Source organism: Fluviispira vulneris, from assembly GCF_014281055.1.
Classification (GTDB): Bacteria; Bdellovibrionota_B; Oligoflexia; order Silvanigrellales; family Silvanigrellaceae; genus Silvanigrella; species Silvanigrella vulneris.
The window spans coordinates 1-25,780 of record NZ_JACRSE010000006.1 but is presented as its reverse complement, the minus strand read 5'-3'; the positions used below and the strand labels follow the sequence as shown (position 1 = coordinate 25,780).

General features: G+C 33.8%; 18 protein-coding genes. 10 read left to right on the top strand and 8 right to left on the bottom strand.

All coding sequences use genetic code 11. The features are described from left to right. Window positions 1-76: 76 nt before the first annotated feature. From H7355_RS13655 to H7355_RS13645, 3 genes are all read right to left on the bottom strand, one after another. Window positions 77-1,087, bottom strand: a complete 1,011-nt coding sequence (locus H7355_RS13655) for a tetratricopeptide repeat protein (protein ID WP_186648672.1) — start codon at window positions 1,085-1,087, stop codon at window positions 77-79. A gap of 184 nt (window positions 1,088-1,271) precedes the next feature. Beyond that, entirely contained in the window at window positions 1,272-2,282 is a 1,011-nt protein-coding gene (locus tag H7355_RS13650) for a tetratricopeptide repeat protein (RefSeq protein ID WP_186648661.1), read from the bottom strand. Between the two features lie 196 nt (window positions 2,283-2,478). Next, the gene (locus H7355_RS13645; protein ID WP_186648650.1) at window positions 2,479-3,489 is read right to left on the bottom strand and encodes a tetratricopeptide repeat protein; all 1,011 of its coding nucleotides are present in this window, start codon (window positions 3,487-3,489) and stop codon (window positions 2,479-2,481) included. A gap of 74 nt (window positions 3,490-3,563) precedes the next feature. Between H7355_RS13645 and H7355_RS13640 the strand changes: the two genes are divergently transcribed. Further along, the gene (locus H7355_RS13640; protein WP_186648648.1) at window positions 3,564-5,099 is read left to right on the top strand and encodes a LysM peptidoglycan-binding domain-containing protein; all 1,536 of its coding nucleotides are present in this window, start codon (window positions 3,564-3,566) and stop codon (window positions 5,097-5,099) included. A 436-nt stretch (window positions 5,100-5,535) separates the two neighbouring features. On the opposite strand, the gene H7355_RS13635 is transcribed toward H7355_RS13640, so the two are convergent. Continuing rightward, entirely contained in the window at window positions 5,536-8,382 is a 2,847-nt protein-coding gene (locus H7355_RS13635) for an endonuclease MutS2 (protein ID WP_186648646.1), read from the bottom strand. A 91-nt stretch (window positions 8,383-8,473) separates the two neighbouring features. Here H7355_RS13635 and rsgA point away from each other — a divergent pair, with 91 nt between their 5' ends. Genes rsgA through H7355_RS13620 form a run of 3 tightly spaced genes read left to right on the top strand, consistent with a single transcriptional unit; the run spans window position 8,474 to window position 12,160 of the window. Then, window positions 8,474-9,817 carry a ribosome small subunit-dependent GTPase A gene (gene rsgA / locus H7355_RS13630; protein ID WP_186648638.1) on the top strand — a complete coding sequence of 448 codons (1,344 nt, stop codon included), beginning with the start codon at window positions 8,474-8,476 and terminating at the stop codon, window positions 9,815-9,817. Between the two features lie 17 nt (window positions 9,818-9,834). Beyond that, window positions 9,835-11,331: an NAD(P)-binding protein gene (locus H7355_RS13625; protein WP_186648630.1), complete on the top strand. Its 1,497-nt coding sequence runs from the start codon at window positions 9,835-9,837 to the stop codon at window positions 11,329-11,331. Between the two features lie 31 nt (window positions 11,332-11,362). Then, window positions 11,363-12,160 carry an alpha/beta fold hydrolase gene (locus H7355_RS13620; RefSeq protein ID WP_186648628.1) on the top strand — a complete coding sequence of 266 codons (798 nt, stop codon included), beginning with the start codon at window positions 11,363-11,365 and terminating at the stop codon, window positions 12,158-12,160. On the opposite strand, the gene H7355_RS13615 is transcribed toward H7355_RS13620, so the two are convergent. Next, window positions 12,157-12,912 (bottom strand): SDR family NAD(P)-dependent oxidoreductase, encoded by a 756-nt coding sequence (locus H7355_RS13615; protein WP_186648626.1) that lies wholly within the window; start codon window positions 12,910-12,912, stop codon window positions 12,157-12,159. The two genes, H7355_RS13620 and H7355_RS13615, sit on opposite strands and share 4 nt — an antisense overlap. Beyond that, window positions 12,893-14,158 (bottom strand): MFS transporter, encoded by a 1,266-nt coding sequence (locus tag H7355_RS13610; protein WP_186648624.1) that lies wholly within the window; start codon window positions 14,156-14,158, stop codon window positions 12,893-12,895. Before H7355_RS13610 ends, H7355_RS13615 begins: the two co-directional genes overlap by 20 nt. A gap of 438 nt (window positions 14,159-14,596) precedes the next feature. Here H7355_RS13610 and H7355_RS13605 point away from each other — a divergent pair, with 438 nt between their 5' ends. Then, window positions 14,597-15,409 carry an alpha/beta fold hydrolase gene (locus H7355_RS13605; protein ID WP_186648622.1) on the top strand — a complete coding sequence of 271 codons (813 nt, stop codon included), beginning with the start codon at window positions 14,597-14,599 and terminating at the stop codon, window positions 15,407-15,409. Here the strand turns inward: H7355_RS13605 and trhO are convergent. Both trhO and H7355_RS13595 read right to left on the bottom strand, forming a co-directional pair. Then, window positions 15,406-16,404: an oxygen-dependent tRNA uridine(34) hydroxylase TrhO gene (trhO, locus tag H7355_RS13600; protein ID WP_186648620.1), complete on the bottom strand. Its 999-nt coding sequence runs from the start codon at window positions 16,402-16,404 to the stop codon at window positions 15,406-15,408. The two genes, H7355_RS13605 and trhO, sit on opposite strands and share 4 nt — an antisense overlap. Before the next feature lie 85 nt (window positions 16,405-16,489). Beyond that, complete coding sequence (locus H7355_RS13595; protein ID WP_186648611.1) at window positions 16,490-16,741, bottom strand: hypothetical protein; 252 nt, start codon at window positions 16,739-16,741, stop codon at window positions 16,490-16,492. 200 nt (window positions 16,742-16,941) lie between these two features. Here H7355_RS13595 and H7355_RS13590 point away from each other — a divergent pair, with 200 nt between their 5' ends. The 5 genes from H7355_RS13590 to H7355_RS13570 are packed head-to-tail and all read left to right on the top strand — an operon-like array spanning window position 16,942 to window position 25,141. Further along, window positions 16,942-18,570 (top strand): peptide ABC transporter substrate-binding protein, encoded by a 1,629-nt coding sequence (locus tag H7355_RS13590; protein ID WP_186648609.1) that lies wholly within the window; start codon window positions 16,942-16,944, stop codon window positions 18,568-18,570. 30 nt (window positions 18,571-18,600) lie between these two features. Next, entirely contained in the window at window positions 18,601-20,226 is a 1,626-nt protein-coding gene (locus H7355_RS13585; protein WP_186648607.1) for a peptide ABC transporter substrate-binding protein, read from the top strand. 21 nt (window positions 20,227-20,247) lie between these two features. Beyond that, the gene (locus tag H7355_RS13580) at window positions 20,248-21,867 is read left to right on the top strand and encodes a peptide ABC transporter substrate-binding protein (protein ID WP_186648605.1); all 1,620 of its coding nucleotides are present in this window, start codon (window positions 20,248-20,250) and stop codon (window positions 21,865-21,867) included. 27 nt (window positions 21,868-21,894) lie between these two features. Next, window positions 21,895-23,508 carry a peptide ABC transporter substrate-binding protein gene (locus H7355_RS13575; RefSeq protein WP_186648603.1) on the top strand — a complete coding sequence of 538 codons (1,614 nt, stop codon included), beginning with the start codon at window positions 21,895-21,897 and terminating at the stop codon, window positions 23,506-23,508. A 16-nt stretch (window positions 23,509-23,524) separates the two neighbouring features. Beyond that, entirely contained in the window at window positions 23,525-25,141 is a 1,617-nt protein-coding gene (locus H7355_RS13570) for a peptide ABC transporter substrate-binding protein (protein ID WP_186648601.1), read from the top strand. The last annotated feature ends 639 nt before the right edge of the window (window positions 25,142-25,780 follow it).

The window sequence follows — 25,780 nt, the reverse complement described above, 5'->3', positions numbered from 1 at the left end:
AATATATAAATATTGATAATTTTATAGATTTTTCTTTATCTACTGTTTTAGACATAAAAGAAAATTTTATTTTTGTTTAAGTGTTTTTCATTATGATTTCTAAATTTTTGATTTTTAATTTTAAATTATCAATATATTCTTTGTCATTATCATTATTAGCTTGAGCGGCTTCCAATGCTTGCTGAACAAAAAGCAGTGCCTGTGCATAGTTTTTGCTATCCATAGAAAGAATAATTGCATTATGAAACATATTTTTTATAGTCTTATAATTTATTTGTTCTTTTTTTTCTTTAATAAATTTTGAGTTAAGATTGGCAGCATTTATAAAGTACTCTAAGAATAATTCATATTTATCTAAGTTTAAGTTTAAAAGAGAACGAATGAGTATATAATTTGCATAATCTATTTCATTTTTACTATCGACAATTTGGCTGTAATTGTCTGTATAAATTTGCGCTTCGGATAAATTATTGTCATTTATAAACATAATTATGAGACTATAGTATGCCCTTGTAAAGCTTTTTTCAAGGGCTATAGCCGATTTTAAATCCTCTATCGCTTTATTGCGTTGGCCTGAAATATTTTTATAGATATAATGTCTATTATAATACGCATAGTGGGTTGGTTGTATTTCTATGGATTTAGCAATGTCTTGGAGTGCTTTCTCATATAGATTTAAATCGGAATAAGCATCTCCACGGCTGCCATAGCAGTATGCACATTGGGGATTTAACTCAATAGCTTTCGTAAATGCTTCTATCGCTTTATTGTATTCTTCAGTCATAAGGAAACGTCGACCCATATTGTAATAAACTCCCCATTTTTGATCATCAGGGGATTTTTCGAGTGCTTTGGCAAAATATTCCTGTGCGAGCTTAGGATCTTCAGTCGTGTTTGCTATCTGCATATCGGTAGCAGCTTCTAATAACTTTTTTGAAGAATCTGTGAATTCAAACTGACCCATTTGGATAGAGTGTTCCGCTTTAGATTTTACTTTTAAAAAAACAAATAGAACAATAAGAGCAGCAAAAAAGAGCACTGCAGCGATAATATTATATATTCTATTGCTTTTTTTATAAGAATTCATATTGTATAACCTCAAATATTGTCTTGTTTTTATAATTTATCAATCCTTATAAAAAATAAAAGGAAAAGTCAATTATGTTTAATGCTATGAATGTAAAAATAAAATAAGATTATTAGAAAATAAGAATATATTTTAATCAAGCCTCAGGAAAATTGTTTACTCGAAATACCGATGCGATCCGTACTTAAGAATCCTTAGCCATTTTTTCTAAATTGCTGAGTTTAAATTTTAAATTATCGATATATTCTTTGTCATTATCGTTATTAGCTTGAGCGGCTTCCAATGCTTGCTGAACAAATAGCAGTGCCTGTGCATAGTTTTTGTTATCCATGGAGAGTTTGATTCCATTATGAAACATTTTCTTTAAATTCGTATAATATATTTGTTCTTTTTTTTCTTTAATTAATTTCGAGTTAAGATTGGCAGCTTTTATAAAGTATTCTAAGGATAAATCATACTTATTTAAGCTTAAGTTTAAAAGCGATCGGATGAATATATATTTTGCATACTCGACATCATTTTTACTATCAACAATTTGGCCATATTGGTCTGTATAAATTTGTGCTTCGGATAAATTCTTATCATTTAAAAGCATTATGATTAGACTATAGTAAGCTTCTGTAAAATTTTTTTCGAGGGCGATTGCCGATTTTAAATCTTCTATCGCCAAAATACGCTGGTCCGGGTCATTATTATACATAGTATTTCTATTATAATATGCTTGATAGGTTGGCTTGATTTCTATAGATTTTGCAATGTCTTTGAATGCGTTTTCTTTTTTATTTAAATTGGCATAAGCGCTTCCACGGCTGCCATAACAGTATGCACATTGAGGGTTTAACTCAATAGCTTTCGTAAATGCATCAACAGCTTTATAGTATTCTTTTGTCATTTGGAAACGTTGACCCATATTGTAATAAACTCCCCATTTTTGATCGGCTGGGGATTTCTCGAGAGCTTTGTAAAAATATTCCTGTGCGAGTTTGGGATCTTCCGTTATTTTTGCAACTTCCAAATTAACAGCAGCATCTAATAATTTTTTTGAAGAATCTGTGAATTCAAACTGACCCATTTGGATAGAGTGTTCCGCTTTAGATTTTACTTTTAAAAAAACAAATAGAACAATAAGAGCTGCAATAAAGAGTATTGCAGCGATAATATTATATATTCTATTGCTTTTTTTATAAGAATTCATATTATATAACCTCAAATATTGTCTTGTTCGTATAATTTATCAATCCTTATAAAAAATAAAAGGAAAAGTCAATTATGTTTAATGCTATGAATGTAAAGATAAATGTAAAAATAAAACAAGATTTTAAGATTATAAAATTATATTAAAATTAATGCTCAGGAAAATTGTCCACCTGATATACCGGTGTGAACCCTACTTAAGAATCCTTAGCCATTTCTTCTAAATTTTTGATTTTTAATTTTAAACCATCAATATATTCTTTGTCATTATCATTATTAGCTTGAGCGGCTTCCAATGCTTGCTGAACAAATAGCAGTGCCTGTGCATAGTTTTTGTTATCCATAGAAAGAATAATTGCATTATGAAACATAGGTTTTATAGTTTTATAATATATTTGTTCTCTTTTTTCTTTAATGAATTTCGAGTTAAGGCTGGAGGCTTTGATAAAGTACTCTAAGAATAAATCATACTTATCTGAGTCAAAGTATAAAAGCGAACGAATGAATATATATTTTGCATACTCGAAATCATTTTTACTATCGACTATTTGGCCGTATTTGTCTGTATAAAATTGTGCTTCGGATAAATTCTTATCATTTAAAAATATAATAATAAGGCTATAGTATGCTCTTGTAAAACTTTTTTCAAGGGCTATAGCCGATTTTAAATCCTCTATCGCTCTATCGCGTTGACTCGAATCTTTACTATAAATATTATGTCTATTATAGTATGCTTGATAGGTAGGTTGAATTTCTATTGATTTTGAAATGTCTTGTAAAGCTTTATCAAATTGATTTAAATTAGAATAAACACTTCCTCGACTGCTGTAACAATAAACGCATTGGGAATTTAACTCAATAGCTTTCGTAAATGCTTCTATCGCTTTATTATATACTTGAGTCATTTGGAAACGTAGACCCATATTGTAATAAACTCCCCATTTTTGATCGTCAGGGGATTTCTCGAGTGCGTTAGCAAAATATTCCTGTGCGAGTTTGGGATCTTCGGTCGTGTTTGCTATCTGCATATCGGTAGCAGCTTCTAATAACTTTTTTGAGGATTCTGTGAGCTCAAACTGACCCATTTGGATAGAGTGTTCCGCTTTAGATTTTACTTTTAAAAAAACAAATAGAACAATAAGAGCAGCAATAAAGAGCACTGCAGCGATAATATTATATATTCTATTGCTTTTTTTATAAGAATTCATATTGTGTAACCTCAAATATTGTCTTGTTTTTATAATTTATCAATCCTTATAAAAAATAAAAGGAAAAGTCAATTATGTTTATTTCGAATCAGTTTCAGAGCAAACGGAATTCCAGAAATTTTTTTGATCACAGCTGTGATAATTTATACACTGTCCGGCGTGGTGACTCTTTACATTCCATCGCTCGTAGAAATTATGGGGATGAAAAATATTGGGAAGATATTTGGATAAATAATCTTTTTCCCTATGGAAAATACCCCGATCCTTTTTACAAACCAATTTTAACTCCAGCATTATTAATTGAAGGTTCAACACTCTACATACCCAATCGTTCAAAAATTGTTAATGAATCTGATAAATATAATTTACTAGGAAGAAGAAAAATTCCTCTAAATTTTGATCCAATAATAGACGCAAATATTGCATACTCAATAAATAAATACATGAAAGAAAAGCAATTGGAGCAAGAAACTAAATCAACCAATGATTTAACTAGAAATAGTCATGATGATTATAATTCAGACGTCATCAATCCCGTTTTTTCATTTAATCTAGGTGCCATTGAGGGTAAATCGTCAGTGATTGTCACCCGCTTTGGCATTTGCCACACAAAATTAACGTTCCAAAGAGGAACTTTGACTGTGCAAAGAACTGGAAATTATCCAAATGCGGCAAATATGATAGTTTCTAAAAAAGATATTAATCTCCAGCTTAAGATGGAAGCTGAGGGTGTGTTAAAAGAATTTATGCAAGAGATCAGATTGAATTTTAGTGGAGATTTGAAATCACCTAAAGGAGAAATTTACTTTGGAAATTTTAAATTATCTGCGGATAGTCAAAATAATATTGGACTTTCTCTTATCCATAAGGAAAAGCTTTATGGTTTCAATGTTACCTGTGAATTGACGGCTGGATTTCCAATTGGAAACTTATATTCACTCAAAGGATCTGTGAAAATTGATAAAGAAATTGGTAATATTACATTAGAAGAAATTAATTATAACGCATTTTTATACAAAGCAGGAATTGAAGTAGAGTTTTTTTATAAAAAAGAAGAAAATGACTCACATAATGATCCAAAGTTTTTATTTCAAAGGGCATATGAAATTTATGCTAATTTTTCTCAACAAGAACTATCAGCAAACTATCGAGAAAAATTAAAGCTAACTATAGCAGAAGGAATTGCACCGCTAAATTCCATTCCCAATGGAGACATCCTCCAAGTTTTACCGCCCGACAGCGTAAGTGGCGAATTACGTATAAAAGCAATAATAGACTATCAGAATAAAGAGAATATGAAGTTTTTATTGAATAGAAAAAGGCAGCTTGTCTCTGCTTTCCCATCTCATTCCAATCTCTGTTTCATCAATCCCATGGATGATTTGCGTTTTTTAAAATCTTTACACGTACAAGGCGGCGTTCCATTTAGTGTATGGTTTTTTTCACAATTTCCGAGCGGGAAAAAAGTGAATGAGCAAGGTATAAATTTAGAAACTAATGAAAGGGAAGAAATTTTCTATTCATTGCAGCTCATATTGTCACTTGTATGGAGATACGGAAAGAATTCTCCTCTTATTGGTGCTTTAACATTTGAAACAGCAGCAATGTGATTGGAGCTATTGAGTTTAAATCTTTTTTGGATTAAAAACTATATATCTTTAAAAATAATATTTAATTGATAGATTTTTCAAACATTTTTCCGCTATGAGTATTTAGCAAAATATACACGAAGAAAAGCTTGAACAATACTCACGAAGTGAACTAAAAAAACGATTTTAAAATATAAGTGATCATAGCTAGGCTGAAATTTAGGTAAAAGAAAAGCATTCTTGAAGGGCATTTGCGGCCAGCAACTCTGCCCTGAAAGGATGCTGTTTCTTTTACCGAGGATTTAAAAATTAATCAGAATACTTATAATTTAAAATCTCACGAAAAACACTTCGAAAAACCACTGCCCTGAAAGGATGCTGTTTCTTTTACCGAGGATTAAAATAAAAAATGAAAACTTATAAATTTAAAATCCCAGAAAAATACTTCGCTAAACCCCTATTTTTCAAATTCAACGATTGTCACACCATCACCACCTTCACCTTGGCGACCACCTCTGAATTTTAATTTATAATTTGCGCTTTCAAGAAATTTTCGCACAGACTCTTTGACTTTGCCCATGCCGTGTCCATGAATAATCACGACGCGATCGACTTCAAGCCGGCTCATTTTATCGAGTTCTATGTCGAGTTTATCGAGGGCTTCATCAACGGTTTTACCACGGAGATTGATAGTGTTACCAGAATGTTGGAGAGTGGGCGGGATTTCGCTGTCGTGGACATTATTGAATTTCTTTTGTGTACTTACTTGACTCTTTGTCTTAAATTTAAGATTTGTGTTAAAAGAATTTTTTGTTACTTTGTTGTTTTGTTTATCCGATTCATTCAATTCATGGAAAGGAATTTTTATTTTCATTATACCGAATTGGCATTCGACCTGACCTTTGCCATCCGCAGTGCGGAGGACAGTACCTGTTTCTTTAAATTTGGCAGATTTTACTTTCATACCCACTTGCCAGTGATCGGCTGTGCGTCCTTGGGCTTGGATGGATTGAGCTGTGCCTGTAGCTTTCTTTGCTTTGGCTTTGGTATTTTGCTCAAGATCTTCAAGTGAGCGTATGTCATCTTCTAAATTTTCTTCGATATCATCAAATGAATCATTTAACAGCTCAAGACTCTCGCGTGCTTCATCGAGCAGTGAGCGGCTTGACATATGACGGGGTGCCCGAAATTTTTGCGCACGTTCATCAAGGGTTGAAAAACTATTTTTATCGTCTGTCTTACTTTTCTTTGGCAGTTTTAAACCTGCTAGAGCTTCGAAACCAGAAAGTTTTTGAGGTTTCGCAGCATCTTTTTGAATTGCTTCTTTTGTGTTGATTGTATACTTATTAGTGCTAGAAGTATTTTCCTGTTCTGCAGAGCCTTCAACGCTTTTTAATTTTTCTGCATATTCATGTTTTAAATCTTGTAATAAACTTTCTTTTTGTTTTTCAAATTGCCGCTCACGGATGTCGAGTCTGTTTGCATAAGCATTTAAGCGTTTTTGCAGTTTGTTACGGTAGCCATTGACAAGGTCATTGCGCAACTCTGACAATTTTTCTCGTTCATGTTTTAAAGCTTTTAATTCCGATTCTAATTTTTTGCTCAATTCGACTTGTTGACTTAATTCTTCTTTTATTTGAATTCTTTTTAATTGGAGATCGCGGAGAATATTTTCCATTCTTTGCGATTCGTTGCCATAATATTGGCGAGCTTTTTCAATAATTTGTTTACTTAAGCCCATGCGTTCTGCAAGCTCAATGGCATAACTTTGTCCGGGAATGCCAGATAAAACCTTATAGGTTGGCAAAAGTTTATGCGGCTCAAATTCCATGCTGCCATTATAAAACCGCGAATCACCATCAGCCAAGGTTTTTAAATTGGAAAAGTGGGTTGTGATAATCACAGTTGCTTGTTTTTCAGCAAACAATTCAAGAGTTGCTCTTGCCATGGCCACACCAATTGCAGGGTCGGTTCCAACAAATCCTTCATCTAGTAAAATAAGTGAAGTTTCATTGGCAGCTTCTGTTACCTTTTTAATTTGTGCGAGGTGTCCCGAGAATGTTGAAAGATCTTCTTCACGATTTTGCCTGTCACCCAATTCAACAAATATATTTTCATAATCGAGCATTTCTGCTTTTTCACACGCAACAAAAAGACCTGCTTTAGCCATTAAAACAGTCACACCTACGGTCTTCATAGCAACTGTTTTACCACCCGCATTGGGACCGCTAAGTACCCAAATTTTAGGAGAGATTTCTTCATTTTTTTGTGGTTTTAATTCAAGATCGTTTGGAATACAATTTTTCTTTTCGAGTATAAAAAGCGGATGCTTTGCTTCGATTAAAGAAAAACGTTTTGTATACTCATTAGCCGTTAAAAAGATTGGTTGAATTCCAGTGATCGCTCCAGCAAAACGTGTGCGTGCGGAAATATTATCTAATTGGGTAAGAATATCTGCTGAATTTAAAATTTCGTCACAGGCAAGGAAACAATCTTTCGAGAGTTCCTTAATGATTCTCTGTTCTTCTATTTCAACATCGCTTTGTGCTTTCTCAAGATGCGTATGTTGTTGAGCTAGGGCATGGGGTTCTAAAAAAACCGTTGAGCCTGATTGGCTCACACCTCGTGGGATACCATCGATATCACCTTTACGATCAGCTCTAACTGGAAGTACATAACGTCCATCACGTAACATCCAAACACTGTCTTGCACAGCGTTTTTCACTTCTTGCCTTCTAAGGATTTCTTCGAGATGCTCAACAATCCGCCGCTTAGCATTTTCTAGGCGGCTGCGGGCAGAGTGCAACTCAGGTGATGCTGAAGAAAGAATATTTCCATCAATATCAACGCTTTTTTGTAATTTAGTTTGTAAATTCATCTGTGCTGATAAAGATGAAATCAATTCATAAAGTTTTGGAAAGCGTTGAATTCTCGTTTTTTCGAATCTAAAAAAACCTTGCAGTATATGGCAAAGTTTTAAAACAATGAGAATTTGAAATAAACTGAGAGGGGAGAGCAATGCTCCTCGTTTTAAAGGTTTCGCAAACATCTCTAAATCAAAGGATTCAAGCCCCAAACTGTTTCCTTGGGTTGTCAATTCAAGCATTTCAGCTGTTGTTGTGAAAAAGAAATCTCTTTCACTGTTTTCAAGCCAAGGATCTAATTGTAACAAATGCTTTTTTGTGTGAGGAGAAGTTGAGAATTCGGAAAGAAATTTAGTTATTTTATTCCACTCGAGGCGCTCAAGAGCGTCTTTGCGAAGAAATTTAAGAGAGCTATTGTCAATGTTGCTTTCATGTTCCATAAGAATCACACACCGTTTGTAGATTGGTTTCCAAGCGTAGCGGGATGATGTATAAACATATTATAAACAAACTTCAATAGGGAGTAGATACGTGGCTCGTGGTAAAAATTATATCAATCAAGATGAGCGACGTGATCATTTTCAAAAGATTGAAAAAATAAAAAAAGAAAAAAGATCCGTACGTGGCCGTAATGAAGATGATTGGATTATTGATAATCCTGATCAAGATAAAACAAAAATTGCAATCAAAGAACAGATAAAAAGCTTAATAAAAAATGGTATGCGCCGTGGGCGTGTGATTGAAGTGCAAAAAAGAAATATTTTTATTGCAGAAGAAAATGAAAAAGGAATGCCTGAAACAGAAAATTTATGGCTCTGTTCGGTGGCAAAAAGACACTTCCAGCGAGCTCACAAGGAAAGAAATTTTGTAGTGGTTGGTGATAGGATATTATTTGAACCAGATATCGGTATTGAATATGACCAAGATGGGCAACCACTTGATTCTGATTTGCCTCGGGGTGTTGTGCAACATGCCTTTATGCGCACGAGCAAAATATCTCGCAAAGATCCTATGCATCCTGAATGGGAACACGTTATGCTTGCCAATATTGATCTCGTTGTCATCGTTGCTTCTGTGCTGAATCCAGAAGTACGTTGGGGTCTGGTCGATCGTTTTTTGGTGCAAGCAGAGCTTGAGAATATTCCAGTTGTAATAGTCCTAAATAAAGTAGATCTTTTAACAAATACAAGTTTGGCAAATAAAGAATTTCTTGAAATCTATAAAAGAAGAGTCGAAATTTATCGTAACATTGGCTATGAAGTAGTTGAAATATGTGCATTAAAACCGAAAAAAACCCCTGAAGCAGTTAAACAATTACGTAAATTGTTTAAAGGGAAGCTTGTTGGTTTTGCTGGACACTCTGGGGTTGGCAAAAGCAGTGTGCTCAATCTCATGCGTCCTGAATTCGAACAAATAGTCGATGACAATCCCGAAATATTTTATAAAGGACGGCATACGACAACTTATAACAGCTTATTGCAGCTCGATATCGGTGCATATGCAATTGACACCCCTGGAATTCGTTCTTTTAATATCAGTCAATACGATGCCATTACTTTAAGCCATTGTTTTCCAGAATTCCGTCCTTATAAGTGCAAATATAGAGAGTGCTCGCATGATCATGAACCCAACTGTGGAGTGAAAAATGCATTGGAAGAAGCTAAAATCTCATATGAACGTTACCGCAGTTACCTTGGTATTTTAAAAGGATTGAGTTTCCGTGAAGGAGAAGGTGATTCAACCGATGCAAGTATGATAGCAGACCTCAAAGCTCGAGAACAAAAAAGAGATGAAGAGCAATTGCATAATATAAATCAAGAAAATATAGCGGAAGAACGGCTTCAAGAAATTATTAAAATAAAAGAAGAAGAATAATTGCAAAGGTAACAAATATGTCAAGCAAACTAGAAAGTAACAACTCTCAATACGATATTGCGATTGTTGGTGGCGGTCTTACAGGAATATTGCTTGCACTTCGTCTTTCTAGAGAGAGTCATAAAGAGCACGGAAAAATCGTATTAATTGAGCAACAGCCTCAGCTTGGTGGTCGTAATTTTTTTTCTTCTCCCCTAAATTTTTCGGGAAAATCATGCGAAGAAATAAATCAGGAAATTTTATTGCATTCGAGCCAGTGCCAGAATTTAAGTGGTCCTGGATTTGAAATTATGAATGTAGAATCTTTAAATGCGATGTTGAGACATATTTTGTCGCATTTAACAGAAGATGAGAAAAACCAATGTGAAGAATTTATGAATCGATTGGAAGATAGCGAAATAGATAGAAGAAATCGCTGTTTTTTTGTTAAAAAAGATTTTGTAAGTGACGCACAATTGCTCACTGGTTCTTCGGAAATATTAACAAAAAGAGAAGCGGAATTACTCCGTTCGTTTGCATTTGATTTTTATTCTCCAAATCAGGATACCCACGAAGATAATATAGACAGAAATAACACACCCTTTGAAAAATCCTCTCAATGGAATGAACTTACGAAAAGCAGTAAAGAAACGTTGGGTTCAATTTTTTCATCTATCGTTGGACCAGAGTGGGAAAAATCATCATTTATTCAAGTTTGTAAAACTTTATGGATATTTTTTAATAATTATAAGGATCCTTTACCAAAATCTTTTAAGCGAAAAATGGGGCTTGAATTATTTATTGAAAAAATTCTCCGTGCACGCGGAATTGAAGTGCGGACACTCTGTGAAGTTCTACGAGTTCATCACAATAAAGAAACAAATTTTAATATAATTTTAGCAGATGAAGTCAATCCAATTCACAAAACAATTCAAGCAGACAAACTTATTTTTGCTATCCCGCTCGTTCAGTGTTTAGGAATTATTGCAAAAGAAGAATTTTCTCCAGAACAGTCTCGTTTTGTATCAAAGGTGCGTCCGCTTTCTTTGGTGGTCTCAGAGATATCTGACTTTCTCTCTGTGCGGTCCGAAAATTGGCCTGAGAATGTCGGTGCTTGCGATAGACTGCTTTTTCCCGTAGAACGTGTGCAAGGGTTTTTAACGTGTGATGGACGTCTCCTTTTTTCGACTCAGCTTGATTATGAAGATTCTCTGCAAGCTCCTGCTGTTCGTGAAGCGGTTGCGCGACTGCGCAGAGCAGCAGCGCGTGTGCTGAAAGCGGAAGTTTCAGAAGAGATAAAAAAAGGTGCACGTATACCACAAAATAAAATATCGGAACGAATTGTCTTAGTGCCTGTTGCTCAATCAATTCCGAATAATATTCCTGCAAATATTGAAGTTAAAGAAACAAAAATGGGAATCAAAGGTCTCTACTGCTGTGGTGACAGTTTTCCAACCTTAGCGGATGAACCTTGGAAACGGGTTGTAGCCAGTGTGCATGATGTCATGCTGCGTTTAAATGGGAATGGGGCTTAAAAGGCTCCCTTTTTTTTTGGGGATTAAAAAAATGGAAACTTTTTGTTCTTTTTTTCAAGGCAAAAATGGAAAAATTCATTATTTCGACAATAAAATAAATAAAAAAATTCTTCTTTTTATTCATGGCCTCTCTGTCTGTAAAGAAGTTTTCTATCAACAGGTTGAATTGTTAAAAAATGATTATCGCATAATAGCAGTCGATCTTCTTGGACATGGTGCTAGTGAAAATGCTTTATATGCTGAAGCGGCATATTCTAGTTCAGGCTTTGCAGATTCTATTATCGAATTGTTATGTTATTTAAAAGTGCAAAATATTACGATATATGGCTGGTCTTTGGGGGGAGCTATTGCAATTGATATACTTGAGCGATTTCCTGAGACGAAAAAAATAATCATTGACGGTTACCCTCCAGTTTCCTACATAACTAAGAATTTTGAGAGCGCATACAAATACCATGAAACTACTCATTTAATCGCGCAAAGGGATCTCAGTGAAATTGAGTCTATAGAATATGCTAAAAAAGGTGGAATAATCGCCAATGAAAATCACTCAAACGAAAGGGTTGATAAAATAGTTAAAGCTGTTTTACGTAGCAATGGAGAAATGAAAGAGATTTGGTTTAATTCTTTATTAAAATTTTCTGGCATAAGCCCAAAAGAGTGTGTTGAGAGACACAGAGATAAAGTAACACTTTTAATTGGAGAAAAAGATCCAGGAATAAATTTGAATTATATCAAGGATCATTTTAAAGATATTACTGTATTTTATCCCGATGCAGGGCATGCTGTCTTTTGGGAAAAGCCTTATGAAATTCGGAAATATCTTTAAACTTTTCCACCATCAATTGCAATTTCAGTCCCATTTATATGTTCTGCATCTTCGGATAAAAGCATCGCAATGACGCTGGCTGCTTTTGCTGGTTCTGCATAGATTTTTTGTCCAAGTGGGTCTAAAGTCTTAATTAATTCCTTATTCACTCCTTCAGGAAAGGAAAAAGAATTTGCAAGGTCGGTGGTGATGCCTCCGGGAAGAACGCAATTTGCATGCAAACCATGTTGAAAATATTCAATAAATAAAGAACGAGTGAACGATTTTATTGCTCCTTTTGTTGCTGCATAAGCAGCAAGCCAAGGATGTGGCTGTTCACTTGCAGATGAAGACGTGTTTACTAAATAACTTGTCTTGTTTTTTAAAAGCCAAGGCAATGCGTGTTTATTAACGTTAAAAGTGCCTGTTAAGTTAATTGAGATCAATTCATTCCATTGATTTAAATTCATTTCAAGAGTTTTATAAACACGTAATATTCCTGCATTGTGACTCAATCCATTTAATCCACCAAGTTCTTCTGCTAATTTATCAATGCAAATTTTTACTAAATTATAATCAGAAATATCACAGACCGCAGAAACAAATTTAATCGGAAAAAAGCTAAGTTCATTGCATAATTCTTTAAGTTTTTCAGAATTATTATCGATTAAAGCTAGGTTTCCTCCTTCGGTTGCAATTCGCAATGCTGTTGCTTTGCCAATTCCGTTTGCTGAACCCGTAATAAGAATATTTTTATTTAGAAACCGTTTCATAGTCTTTCCTTTCCGATTTTTTTAAAAAAAGAAACAAAAAAGGTAAAGCGAGTATAGTGCAAACAGAACAAAATAATGCAAAGCCAACAATTTGATGCGTTGTATCAATTAGGGAAACAATTTTTGTCCCAGCTGCAAAAAAGAGAGCTGTTACGATACTAAATAAAGATGCAACAGTACCTTTAGCTTGATTGGTTGAATATAGTATTAAGCGATATAGTGAAGAATTGTATGCACCTAATCCAATACCATATAAGCTCATTGGCAGAATTAATATGAAGAGATTGTCTTTAAAGATTATGCTTGATATTCCCATTATAAGAATAGAAATAAATATAAAAATTGACCCTTTTTGTACCATTTCCTGTAGAGAAAATCTATTTAATAATTTGGAAACACAAAGTGTACCTAAAATGATGCCTCCAAATACAGGCACTTGACAAAAGCCATAGAGAGCAGATGAAAGTTCCAATTTTTCCATTAATATATTTGGGGAGAGTGCTATCCACGATAAAATAGGAACACCGTTTAAACCAGCTAAACAGCAGCCAGAAAGAAAAGTTTTATTTTTTAAGATATTTTTCATCGTTTTAAAAATATTCAAAATATTTAAATTAGGTAGCATGCTTAGGTCAGCTTTTTTAGTAAATTTCTTAATTTTTATGAATTGAAAGTGCGCAGTTTCTGGCATAAAGAAATACAGTCCAATAAAGCTTATTAAAGACAGAACAGAAGTGATTAAAAAAATTCCCCGCCAAGCAAAAAATTCCAGATATGCGCCACCCAGTAAAGGTCCTAATAAAGGAGCAATGAGAGCCACATTTGCCATAAGAGAAATGGTTACAACCGCTTCTTTTTCAGAAAATAATTCCTGTACTGTTACGTAACCGAGCACACCGATAAAACATGTGCCCATCCCTTGCAAAAAACGAAAGAAAATAAATTCTGAAAAACTGCTAGAGAAATATAGACATATGGAACTAAAAAGGAAAAAGCCTGCGCCAAAGACCATCAGGTTTCGTCGACCAAAGCTATCAGAGAGAGGTCCTAAAATAAGTTGAATACTTGCCCCTCCAAGTAAAAATGCAGTGAGAGCAAGAGGAATATTTGCAGATAACTCATTGAATTCTTGAGTCACTTGCAGCATTCCTGGCATAATCATATCATTGGAAAGATAAACCGTGAATTCAAAAAGCACTAAAAATACTATAAAATATTTTTCAATTTTAAAACGTTCTAAAATCATTTGAAAGCTCTTTCTATTAAGAAATATTACTTAAATTCATAATAAAAAAAATGTATATGGTAATATAAGTCATTAAAGTTTAAGAAGGAAATAAATTTTATTACAAAAAATGAAGCCAATAAATATTGTGCAAATAAATCCTATGATAAAACACTGACTTAAATATATATAAACGATTTAATTTCGCTTAATACGGAGATTTGTTAAGAGTATGAATGAAAGCATTTAAAAAAGTCCTAAAGATCTAGTAAGTTCCATTGTGAAAACAATGTAGGTAGAAGTTCTCTATATTTAATACTAATAGATATGTCAAGTTTTATATTTTCCTACTAGAAAAAATAACTGAGTAGGAAAAATAATTTTTTGCTTCATGCTACTTTATAATCAGATCCTAATTTTTATTGAGATTTATTTAAATTATTTTTATCTAGGTGGTTTATGGAAATTAAAAATGTATTTAATTTTTATTCACGCTACGGGAAAATTTGTTACTATGATAATAAATTAAATAAAGATATCTTACTGTTTATTCATGGTCTTTCTGTCTGTAAAGAAGTATTTTATAAGCAAATAGAGCTTTTAAATAATGATTTTAGAATTATTGCGATTGACTTATTGGGACATGGGGGCAGTGAAAATGCAACGCATGATTTAGATTATGCGTATACTGTGCAAGGTTACAGCGATTGTATTATAGAGTTTTTATCTATATTAGGTGCACAGGGGGTGACTGTCTACGGTTGGTCAATGGGAGGATCCATAGCAATAGAATTGCTTGAGCGTTATTCTGGTATTAAAAAAATATATATCGATAGTTGCACACCTGTTTCGTATATACAAGGTAACATGCGCAAAGCATATCTATTTAACAAAGTAGCACGTCTTATAATTAAAAAATTTTACACTTATGACGAGGCAATTGATTGTTTAAAAAAAGGTGGAATTGTACCCAATCATACACATAGTTTTCAAAAAATTGAACCCGTGATTGAAGGATTTTTACGTGCGAATGGTAATATGCGGGAAATCAGTTTTGCATCTTTAATGGAAATGAAAGGAGTTAGCCCCAAAGAATGTGTTGAAAAACAGCGTGAAAAAGTAAAAATATTGGTTGGTGCAAAAGATCCTAGGATAAATATAAAATATTTAAAAAAACACTTTGCAGATATCACAGAGATTTATCCCAAATCTGGCCATGCCATTTTTTGGGATAATCCCAATATTCTTCAAAAATTACTTGAGCAAAATTAAAGATTATTATTGTTCTGACAGTTGTTTTCTTTTTCCCATTTAGAGCGTACTTCTTTAGCGCGTTCCTGGCGAACAAGCAAAGCTTGCATATTATTTTTGCGCATTATTTCTGATCGTTTAGCTTCGCGGGCAAAATATTTATCATGGCAATGTGGGCAATAAAGATCTTTTTTAAATTTATCACTGCTGAGATCTTCTGGTTTCAAGGGCGACCAGCAGCCGTAACAGATTTCATATTTTGTTTCGTTAAGTTTTTTATCAACAGCGACTCTGTAGTCAAAAACGAAACAATCACCGTCATAATAATTGTCTTCATTTGGAGTTTTATTAGCAGTTTCTTCAAAATATTTAAGAATACCACCTTGCAATTGATAAACTTCCTCAAAACCTTCTTGACGCATAAATGCTGTTGCTTTTTCACAGCGGATACCACCTGTACAGAATGTAACAACTTTTTTATTTTTATGTTGAGAAAAATTGTCTTTTATCCATTGTGGAAATTCACGGAATTGTTTCAAGCGGGGATCAATCGCTCCACGAAAAGTTCCAAGGTCAACTTCATAATCATTGCGTGTGTCTAAAATGACAAGTTCTTCACCGGAATCGAGCCATTTTTTAAGCTCGAGGGAATCGACATATTTACCAGTAAAATGTGCTGGTTTAATAGAGTCCATACCCATAGGTATAATTTCTTTTTTTACTTTAATAATCATGCGGCGAAATGGAATATGATCGCTATAACTTTTTTTAAATTCAACATCTGAAAAGCGTGGATCGGCATGCATATAATCGATATATTTTTGAATTGCATTATCGCTACCTACTAAACAAGAATTGATTCCTTCATGCGCAAGAATGATTGTTCCTTTAATATGCAAATTATTACAAAATTTTAAAAGAGTTTCACGTAGTGCACTTGGATTTTCGATCTGAACGAATTTATAATAAGCGATGTTAACATAAGGATGTGAAGCGGATGGGCTTGTTTGATTCATAAATTTCACCTTGTAAAGTATTGAAATTTAAAGCATTGATTTTATTCAATGCTTTTTTTTATTTATATGTATATGCCAAATTTACTTACGAAATCATTTCCTTGTAAATTTTATTGAGAAGTTCTTTGTCTTTGCGTTCCCAAGACTGGAATACACGGCGTGCTTCACGATTTTCTAAAGCAGTTGTGCGGAAATACTCAATAAATCCTGTTTCTGTGTCTTGTGTGCGTAAGTTTTGCACTTTTTCTGCAGCGATTACAATTTGGCTCGCTCCACGGGTGAGGATAAGATTGTTGCGGTTCCATTCTAAAGAAACTGCGGAAGATGTGAAAGTCATAATTTCTCCTTTGTAGTTAGACCCAAAAAGTCAAGTTATCCCATAGCGCAAGCTTATAAGAGACTCAAGTTGAAATCATCTTTGTTATATTTTTGGTCATTCTTAGATTCCCTTAACTTTTGTGCTGACTAGCTGGCTAAAACCTAAAAAATTTGATATTTGTGAGTCTCAGAAATCTTTATATGTAATGCAGAGGACTTATGTTGTTGATATTGCGTGGATATTTTCTCGTATCTTTTATTTTAGCGCAATGTGCATTTGCTGACACAGCGAAAAATCCTTTGGTTGCAAAAGAGCAAGAGCTGAATATCGGCAATTTAAGTGATCCAAAAACCCTTGATCCACAAAAATGCAATGAAAAGGTCTGCGAGGCAATTATTTTACAACTGTTTGAAGGGCTTGTCCGAAATAGCATCGACGGACATGTGTTGCCAGCTGCTGCAGAAAGTTGGATGATCAGTGCCGATGGGAAAACATATCATTTTACCTTGAGGAAAAACTTAAAATGGTCCGATGGAACAAAGCTCACTGCAGAAGATTTTGTTTTCACTATGAAGCGTTTGGTAGACCCAAAAGTGGCTTCGGAATATTCGACTTTATTTGAAAATGTTGAGAATGGAAAAGACATAATTGAGGGGAAAAAATCCATTGACTCCTTAGGTGTAAAAGCTAATGATGAGCGCAATCTCGAGATAAAATTGATCACAGCTACTCCTCATTTTTTGAAGAATTTAACCATAAGCAATACTTTTCCTACCCAAAGAAACAACGTTGAAATGCATGGTGATACTGAAGAAGCATTTACAGCTGCAGGTATTCTCATCTCCAATGGACCCTTTAAACTCTCTGACAGAAAAGTAGGAAATAAAGTAACAGTTATAAGAAATGAGCACTATTGGAATGTGGAATCTGTTTATTTAAGCAAGTTGAATTTTCATTCCGTAAACGATTTACTTACAGAATACAGAATGTTTGAAATGGGTCAACTCGATGCAACTGATAGCATTCCTGTTGACTTATTCAAGCAAATTAAAAAGAAATATGTAAATGAATTTAAAGCCGTACCTTTTCTTGGCAGCTACTATTATGTCTTCAATACCCAACGCCCTCCTTTTAACAATAAAAAACTAAGGCAAGCTTTGAGCATAGTCATTGATCGTGATGCAATTGTGCAAAAGGTGCTAGGACGAGGAGAGAAGTCTCTTTACGATTTTGTTCCCTATGGTATGAGCAATTACACGCAGGCAAAGCCTTATTGGCAAGACTGGACTCGGGAACAGCAACTTATAGAAGCCAAAAAACTCTATAAGGAAGCTGGCTACACAGCAAAAAAACCTTTGTCAGTGCATATATTGATTGGCGCACTCGACGTTCATCAAAAAATTGCAACAGCAATTTCTTCCATTTGGAAAAAAGAACTTGGGGTCAATACTATTCTACAAAATGATGAGTGGAAAAGAATATTAGATAAAAGAAAAATTGGTGATTTTGAAATTATGCAAATCAGTTTTGTGGCGGATATCAACGATGTCTCAAACCTTTTTATTCAGTTACGCAGCTCGGATCCTGCAAACGATGCGCATTTTAAAAATAAAGTATACGATTCTATTATTAATAAAGCAGTTGTGGAGAATAACTTAGCTATGCGACAAAAATTATTTCAACAAGGTGCAAATATATTGGCTGAAGAACAACCAATTATTCCAATATTTAATATTGTATCTCTTTATTTAGTGCGTCCATATGTGACAGGATTTAAGAAAAATATTTTGGATCATTATTATTTAACTGATGTGCATTTGAAAGAAAAACCTAAAAATTTCGATTGATTTTTATTTTAATTCGACAAAGGATTTGTCATGAAAAAATATTTTAAAATTTCTCTCATTGTTTCTTTATTCTCTTCTGTTGTATATGCAAATGGACTCAAAGATCCCTTGGCTGCCAAAGTTCAAGAAATTCATATTGGCAGTTATGATGATCCAAAAAGTTTGGATCCTGCACTCTGCAACGAGCAGGTATGTGATCTTATTTTAATTCAGCTGTTTGAAGGTCTCGTTAAGGAAAATAAAGTAGGTGAGATAGAGCCTGCAGCAGCCGAGAAATGGGTCATATCCGATGATGGCAAAACTTATACTTTTACTTTACGTAACAATTTAAAATGGTCAGATGGTTCAAAACTCGTTGCGCAAGATTTTGTCTATGCAATGAAACGCTTGATTGATCCTAATATTGCTTCTGAATTTTCCAATATCTTAGAAAGTGTTGTCAATGGAAAAGAGATCCTCAGTGGCCAAAAAAATCCAAAAATGCTTGGAGTCAGAGCTCTCAACGACACAACGCTTGAAATAAAATTAGCACAACCCACTTCCTATTTTTTGCAATACATGATTATGCATAATGTTTTTCCTTTACAGAAAAAAAATGTGGAAAAATATGCGAATAAAGGTTCCTCTTTTGCAGCACCTGGCAAACTGATTTCCAATGGACCCTTTATTTTAACTTCGCATAAGATAGGAAATAAACTAACAATTGAGAAGAATCCATACTATTGGGATAAAAATTCTGTGTATCTAAATAAAGTTCATTTCTACCCTATTGTGGATAGCAATACAGAATACAAAATGTTTGAAACGGGTCAGCTCGATATCACTGCAGGAATTCCAGCTGGACAATTTAAAAAATTAAAAAGCAAGCATACAAATGAATTTAAAAGCACACCGATTTTAGCAAATTATTATTATGTTTTTAATCTCAACAATGAGAAATTCAAAAATAAAAATATACGCACAGCGTTAAGTATTGCTTTGGATAGAGATGTTATCACCCAGAATATTTTGGAAGGAAGTCAACTTTCCCTTTACGATTTTGTACCCTATGGGATTAAGGATTATAATCAGGCAAAGGCTTATTGGCAGGATTATCCAAGAGAAAAACAGTTAGCTGAAGCACGTAAACTTTATGCAGAGGCAGGTTATAGCAAAGAAAATCCATTAAAAATAAATCTCGCTTACAATACGAGTGAAGGGAATAAAAAAATTGCCACTGCTGTAGCTTCTATGTGGAATAAAGAATTGGGTGTGCAGGCTACCATCCAAAATGAAGAGTGGAAATCCTTACTTGAAAAAAGAATCAATGGTGATTTTGAACTCATTCGATATAGTTATATTGCTGATATAAATGATCCAATTAATTATTTAATTCAATTCCGCACAAAAGAATTACAAAACGATGCGCGTTATAGTAACAAAGAATATGACAAACTGATAAACGATTCCATGAGTGAAATAAATCCTGTTAAGAGGAAAAAATTACTCGAACAAGCAGGTAAAATAATTGTCGATGAATCACCTATTATCACAATTTACAGTATGACAAATAGTTATTTGTTAAAAAATTCTGTAGTGAATTTAGAAAAAAATATAATGACGCGTTATTATTTAAAAAATACTTATAAAAGAGAACAAAGAAAAGCTATCAATTGAAATTTAAATAGAGGAATAAACATGAAATATATAATAAAAACCTTTTCGCTTGCATTGATTTTAACTCATTCTGCATATGCAGCTGTGCCTAAGGATCCAATGGCTGCAAAAGTGCAAGAAATCAATATTGCGAATAATCAAGAACCCACGACTTTTGATCCGCACAATTGCCATGAAGTAGCTTGTTCCAGTATTCTTGAGCAAATATTTGAAGGTTTAGTCAATGTTGATCAAAAGGGAGTTATTGTTCCTGCACAAGCAGAAAAATGGACAATGTCCCCTGATGGAAAAAAATACACCTTTACGTTAAGGAAAAATTTACAATGGTCCGATGGGACGAAAATAACGGCGCAAGATTTCGTCTATAGTATGCAAAGATTAGTCGATCCCAAAACAGCGTCGGAAAATGGTTATTTATTAGAAAATATAGTGAATGGTAAAGACATAAATTCAGGTAAAGCGCAACCAGAATCACTTGGAGTCAAAGCACTCAATGAAAACACTCTTGAAATAACTCTTATTCGCCCTACCGCATATTTTTTAGAAGTTATGGCGATGATCAGCACAAGTCCCGTGCAGAAAAAGAATATAGAGAAATATGGTCCTAGGGAATTCACTCACGCAGGCAATCTTGTGAGCAATGGGCCTTTTGTTCTGAAAGAAAGAAAAATTGGCGATAAAATCGTTTTAGAACCAAACCCAAACTATTGGGAGAAAAATGCTGTTTATTTAAATAAGGTGAATTATCTTATATTAAAAGATTTGGTTTCAGAATACCGCATGTTTGAAGCGGGTCAATTGCATATAACGGGAGTGATTCCAGCGGACCAATACAAAGCAATTAAAATAAAATATGCGGAAGAACTGCAGAGTACACCTATACTCTCTATGTATTATTATATTTATAATTTAAATAATCCTAAGCTGCAAAATAAAAGTCTGAGAAAAGCACTCGATATGACTATCGATCGTAAAGCAATCACCGACTCAATTTTAGGCACTGGAGATATTCCTTCCTACGAAATTGTTCCTTATGGAATGAAAAATTATACGCAGAGAAAACCGGAATGGACTTCTTGGTCAAAAGATAAACAATTGATTGAAGCCAAAAAATTATACGCAGATGCAGGCTATAGCAAAGAAAAACCATTAAAATTACAAATTCTTTATAACACCGATGAGAATCATAAAAAAATAGCCATCGCTATAGCTTCGATGTGGAAAAAGAACTTGGGGGTTGAGGTAGAAATTGCCAATGAAGAATGGAAAACCTTACTTGACAAACGATCTACCGGACAATTTGAAGTTTTACGTTTAGGGGGACTTGCAACTATGAATGACCCCTATGATTTCTTAACAAATTTTCAATCCACCAGCGTACGCAATACGCCAAAATTTAAAAATGCAGATTATGACAAATATATTGAGCAAGCTGAAAACGAAGTGAATCCTGTTTTAAGAAAATCTCTATTAGAAAAAGCAGGGAAAGTTTTAATGGACGAGCTGCCATTTTCTCCTATTATGAGCCAAACCCGTAAATATTTAAAGCGAAAAGAAGTGATTGGCTTTAAAAAGAATATCTTAGAAAAATATTCTTTTGTTGGTGTTTATTTAAAGGATAAAAAGAGTGATTTAAATTAATCCCCATTTTGAGTAGAGGAGAAAGTTATGAAAGGGATTTTAAAATATTTAGCCATTTCTGTTACTTTGTCACAGGCTGCATTTGCAGCAGTACCAAGTGATCCCCTTGCCGCAAAAGTGCAGGAGGTCAATCTTGTGAACTCAGAAGAGCCGACTACGCTCGATCCCCAACTTTGCCATGAAACAGCCTGCACAGAACTCGTCCGCAGTTTGTATGAAGGCTTGCTCAGAACTGATGGAAATGGAGAGATCGTTCCTGCTGCGGCTGAAAAATGGTCTATCACCCCCGATGGAAAAAAATATACTTTCACATTGCGCAAAAACCTAAAATGGTCAGATGGGAGTGAATTGACTGCGCATGATTTTGTCTATGGTTTTAGACGTCTTGTCGATCCCAAAGTGGCTTCAGAAAATGCTTCTAACCTTGAAAATGTCTTAAACGGCACTGAAATCAATCAAGGTAAAATGGCATTGCACACTCTCGGAGTCAAAGCGCTTGATAACTTGACCCTTGAAATCACTTTAAAAAGACCAACGGGTTATTTTTTAGAATCCCTCGCTGTATCTGCCGTAGTGCCTCTGCAGAAGAAAAATTACGAAAAGTATGGAGCAAGTGCTTTTACCTTAACAGAAAACTTTGTCGGCAATGGCCCTTTTATTTTGTCGTTACGTAAGTCAAGAGATAGAATAGTTTTTACCCCCAACAAATACTATTGGAATAAAGACAAAGTTTATTTATCCAAGGTGAATTACTTAATAGTTGGTGAAGCCGTTGCTGAATACAAAATGTTTGAAGCCAATCAAATTCATATGACAAATAGCATTCCTACGGAACAAATAAAAGCAATTCGGGAAAAATACCCCAATCAACTAAAAACTTTTGAAGAGCTAGCAACTTATTATTACATATATAACTTTAGAAATCCAAAATTAAAAAATAAATCTCTGCGGCAAGCTCTTAATATTGCCATCGACAGAGATGTGATAACTAAGTCGCTTTTAAATACCGGACAAATATCTGCTTACGATCTCATTCCAAATAATATGAAAAGTTATAGCCATAGCAAAGCCTATTGGCAGGAGTGGCCACGGGACAAACAGCTTTCAGAGGCAAGAAAACTCTATGCAGATGCAGGTTATTCTAAGGAAAACCCTCTCAAAATTCAAATCCTTTTCAATACCGACGAAGGTCACAAAAAAATAGCCACAGCCATTGCTTCTATGTGGAAAAAAACTTTGGGAGCTGAGGTTGAAACGCTCAATGAAGAGTGGAAAACCATGCTCGATAAGCGTTCAACGGGTCAATTTGAGGTTATGCGTTTAGGTGGAGTGGCGGATATAAATGACCCATATAATTTCTTTGAAAATTTAATTTCTCATAAAGAAGTGAATGTAACGAAATATATAAATGCAGAATTTGATAAATATATTGAGCAGGCAGAAAATGAAGTGAACCCTGAAAAAAGAAAAGCATTGCTTAACAAGGCAGGGAAAATAATTGTTGAAGAAGCCCCTATTTCTCCTATCTATTATTATGCAAATAATTATTTAATCCGTGACGAGCTTGTCGGCTTAAAAAAGAACAGTATGAATCAGTTTAGTTTGGTTGGGGTCTACTTAAGGGAACAAAAAAAATCTTAATTAAGAGGAGAATATTATGACAAAATCTATTTATCTTGTTTCTTTATCGTTTTTTGTCACACCTTTTGCTTTAGCTGCGTTGCCAAATGATCCCCTTGCGGCAAAAGTGCAAGAAATGAATATAGGTTTGGGCAGTGAAGTGCAGACTCTCGATTTACAAAAATGCACAGAAACAGGGTGCAGTGATGTTCTTGGCAAATTATTCGAAGGACTGGTTCAATCCGATGAAAACGACATTATAAAACCTGCACAAGCGGAAAGCTGGAAGATCTCTGCAGACGGCAAAAAATACACCTTTACTTTAAGAAAAGATATCAAATGGTCTGACGGCACAATGATCACAGCCCACGATTTTGTATATTCACTGCGTAGACTTGTTGATCCAAAAGTGGCGGCTGAACATTCTTACTTGTTTGAAGGTGTGGTCAATGGCAAGGACATTACCCAAGGGAAAAAGCCTCTTGAAAGTCTGGGTGTCAAAGCAATCGACGATCATATCCTCGAAATTACGCTTAAGTATCCGATCGCTTATTTCTTAGAAGTTCTTGCTATGCCTAATACTTTTCCAGTGCAAAAAAAGAGTATTGAAAAATATGGAGAAGGTTCTTTTACCCATGTGGGTAACCTTGTCAGCAATGGTCCGTTTGTTTTAAATTATCGGAAAAATGGTGACAAAATAACGCTCACTAAAAATAATAAGTATTGGAATAAAGAAAATATTTATTTAGAAAAAGTAAATTATTTTCCCACAGAAGATCTTAATGCAGAGTACCGGATGTTTTTAAGCGGTCAATTGCATAAAACATTACAGGTTCCTGTGGATCTTTATAAAAGCATAAAAGTTAAAAATGCCCGCGAACTTAGAACGAAACCTTATCTCTCAACCTATTTTTATATTTTTAATTTAGAAAATCCAAAGTTTAAAGATAAAAATTTAAGAAAAGCATTGAGTATGGTCGCTGATAGAAAAATCATAACTGACACTGTTCTTGGAATGGGGCAAAAGCCTTTGTATGATTATATTCCCTATGGAATGAAAAACTATACCCAGAATAAACCAGATTGGGCAGACTGGTCACGAAAACAACAGCTCGAGGAAGCCAAAAAACTCTATGCTGCTGCAGGTTATTCCAAAGAAAAACCACTTAAGCTGCAAATTTTATACAATACGAGTGAAAGTCATAAGAAGATTGCTTCTACCGTTGCATCCATGTGGAAAAAGGAGTTGGGGGTTGAAGTTGAAACAGTCAATGAAGAGTGGAAAACTATGCTCGACAAACGCAGTGTAGGTCAATTTGAAATAATGAGGATGGGCAATGTTGCAACAATCAACGATGCGTATGACTTTTTTACAAATTTGCAATCAACCAATGTTTCAAACGATCCTAAGTTTAAAAACTCTGAGTATGATAAATATTTTGCCCTTTCAGAAGTTGAACTCAATCCGAGTAAAAGAAAAGAATTGCAAGAGCAATTAGGAAGAATAATTATTGAAGAAGTTCCTGTCATAACATTATACAGTGGAACAACAAATTATTTATTAAAAGAAAGTGTACAAGGATTTAAAGAAAATGTAAAAAATAAATACAGTTTGACCGGTGTTTATTTACGTGAAGAGAAAAATAAAAGTTAAGAGTGTGGTGAGCATTAATCGTCAATAAAAAATTTTTAACTTCGACGGGTACGAGTCAGATAACACTCCTCAAAAGGCGCATAAATCACCTTCTGGAAATTTTAAGTTCGTGAATTTTGACAGAGAGAAGAGTTAACTGGTGTTGAATTGTTCATCGGTTTGAATTTTCTCCTCTCTAACTTTAAATATTTTGCTTAAAAAATTTACAAAATTTACTTTGCATTTGATTTTGCCTTAATATTGAGAAAATACGTATTTATTTTTTTTGGTTATTTATTTTTTTTAATTTAATAAATTATTTTATTGTATTAGCAAAATCACTCCAATTCCACTTGTATTAATTTTAAATTTAAAACTTTTTTTCAATTGCCGTTAATAAAATCCAAAATCATAGATAAAAAATTTTAAATAATTATTTAGACTTTATTAATATTTATTATGTTTTATTTCTTCTTCTCATGATAAAAAACTATCAAACTTCAACTAATAGTTTGTAATTATTGTAAAATATTCATTTTGAAATAATTTTAATTTTATATAAAAAATAAAATTAAGATATTTTAAAGCAAGAGATAAAATATATTTAAAAAATTTTATTAAAGAAATTAAATTATATTTAAATTTGATTACCATTTCATA

Coding starts and splice junctions, on each gene's coding strand:
- H7355_RS13575 (WP_186648603.1), top strand. CDS start 21,895: ATGAAAGGGATTTTAAAATATTTAGCCATTTCTGTTACTTTGTCACAG.
- H7355_RS13610 (WP_186648624.1), bottom strand. CDS start 14,158: ATGATTTTAGAACGTTTTAAAATTGAAAAATATTTTATAGTATTTTTA.
- H7355_RS13595 (WP_186648611.1), bottom strand. CDS start 16,741: ATGACTTTCACATCTTCCGCAGTTTCTTTAGAATGGAACCGCAACAAT.
- H7355_RS13615 (WP_186648626.1), bottom strand. CDS start 12,912: ATGAAACGGTTTCTAAATAAAAATATTCTTATTACGGGTTCAGCAAAC.
- H7355_RS13625 (WP_186648630.1), top strand. CDS start 9,835: ATGTCAAGCAAACTAGAAAGTAACAACTCTCAATACGATATTGCGATT.
- H7355_RS13620 (WP_186648628.1), top strand. CDS start 11,363: ATGGAAACTTTTTGTTCTTTTTTTCAAGGCAAAAATGGAAAAATTCAT.
- trhO (WP_186648620.1), bottom strand. CDS start 16,404: ATGAATCAAACAAGCCCATCCGCTTCACATCCTTATGTTAACATCGCT.
- H7355_RS13590 (WP_186648609.1), top strand. CDS start 16,942: ATGTTGTTGATATTGCGTGGATATTTTCTCGTATCTTTTATTTTAGCG.
- H7355_RS13655 (WP_186648672.1), bottom strand. CDS start 1,087: ATGAATTCTTATAAAAAAAGCAATAGAATATATAATATTATCGCTGCA.
- H7355_RS13650 (WP_186648661.1), bottom strand. CDS start 2,282: ATGAATTCTTATAAAAAAAGCAATAGAATATATAATATTATCGCTGCA.
- H7355_RS13605 (WP_186648622.1), top strand. CDS start 14,597: ATGGAAATTAAAAATGTATTTAATTTTTATTCACGCTACGGGAAAATT.
- H7355_RS13635 (WP_186648646.1), bottom strand. CDS start 8,382: ATGGAACATGAAAGCAACATTGACAATAGCTCTCTTAAATTTCTTCGC.
- H7355_RS13585 (WP_186648607.1), top strand. CDS start 18,601: ATGAAAAAATATTTTAAAATTTCTCTCATTGTTTCTTTATTCTCTTCT.
- H7355_RS13645 (WP_186648650.1), bottom strand. CDS start 3,489: ATGAATTCTTATAAAAAAAGCAATAGAATATATAATATTATCGCTGCA.
- H7355_RS13570 (WP_186648601.1), top strand. CDS start 23,525: ATGACAAAATCTATTTATCTTGTTTCTTTATCGTTTTTTGTCACACCT.
- H7355_RS13640 (WP_186648648.1), top strand. CDS start 3,564: ATGTTTATTTCGAATCAGTTTCAGAGCAAACGGAATTCCAGAAATTTT.
- H7355_RS13580 (WP_186648605.1), top strand. CDS start 20,248: ATGAAATATATAATAAAAACCTTTTCGCTTGCATTGATTTTAACTCAT.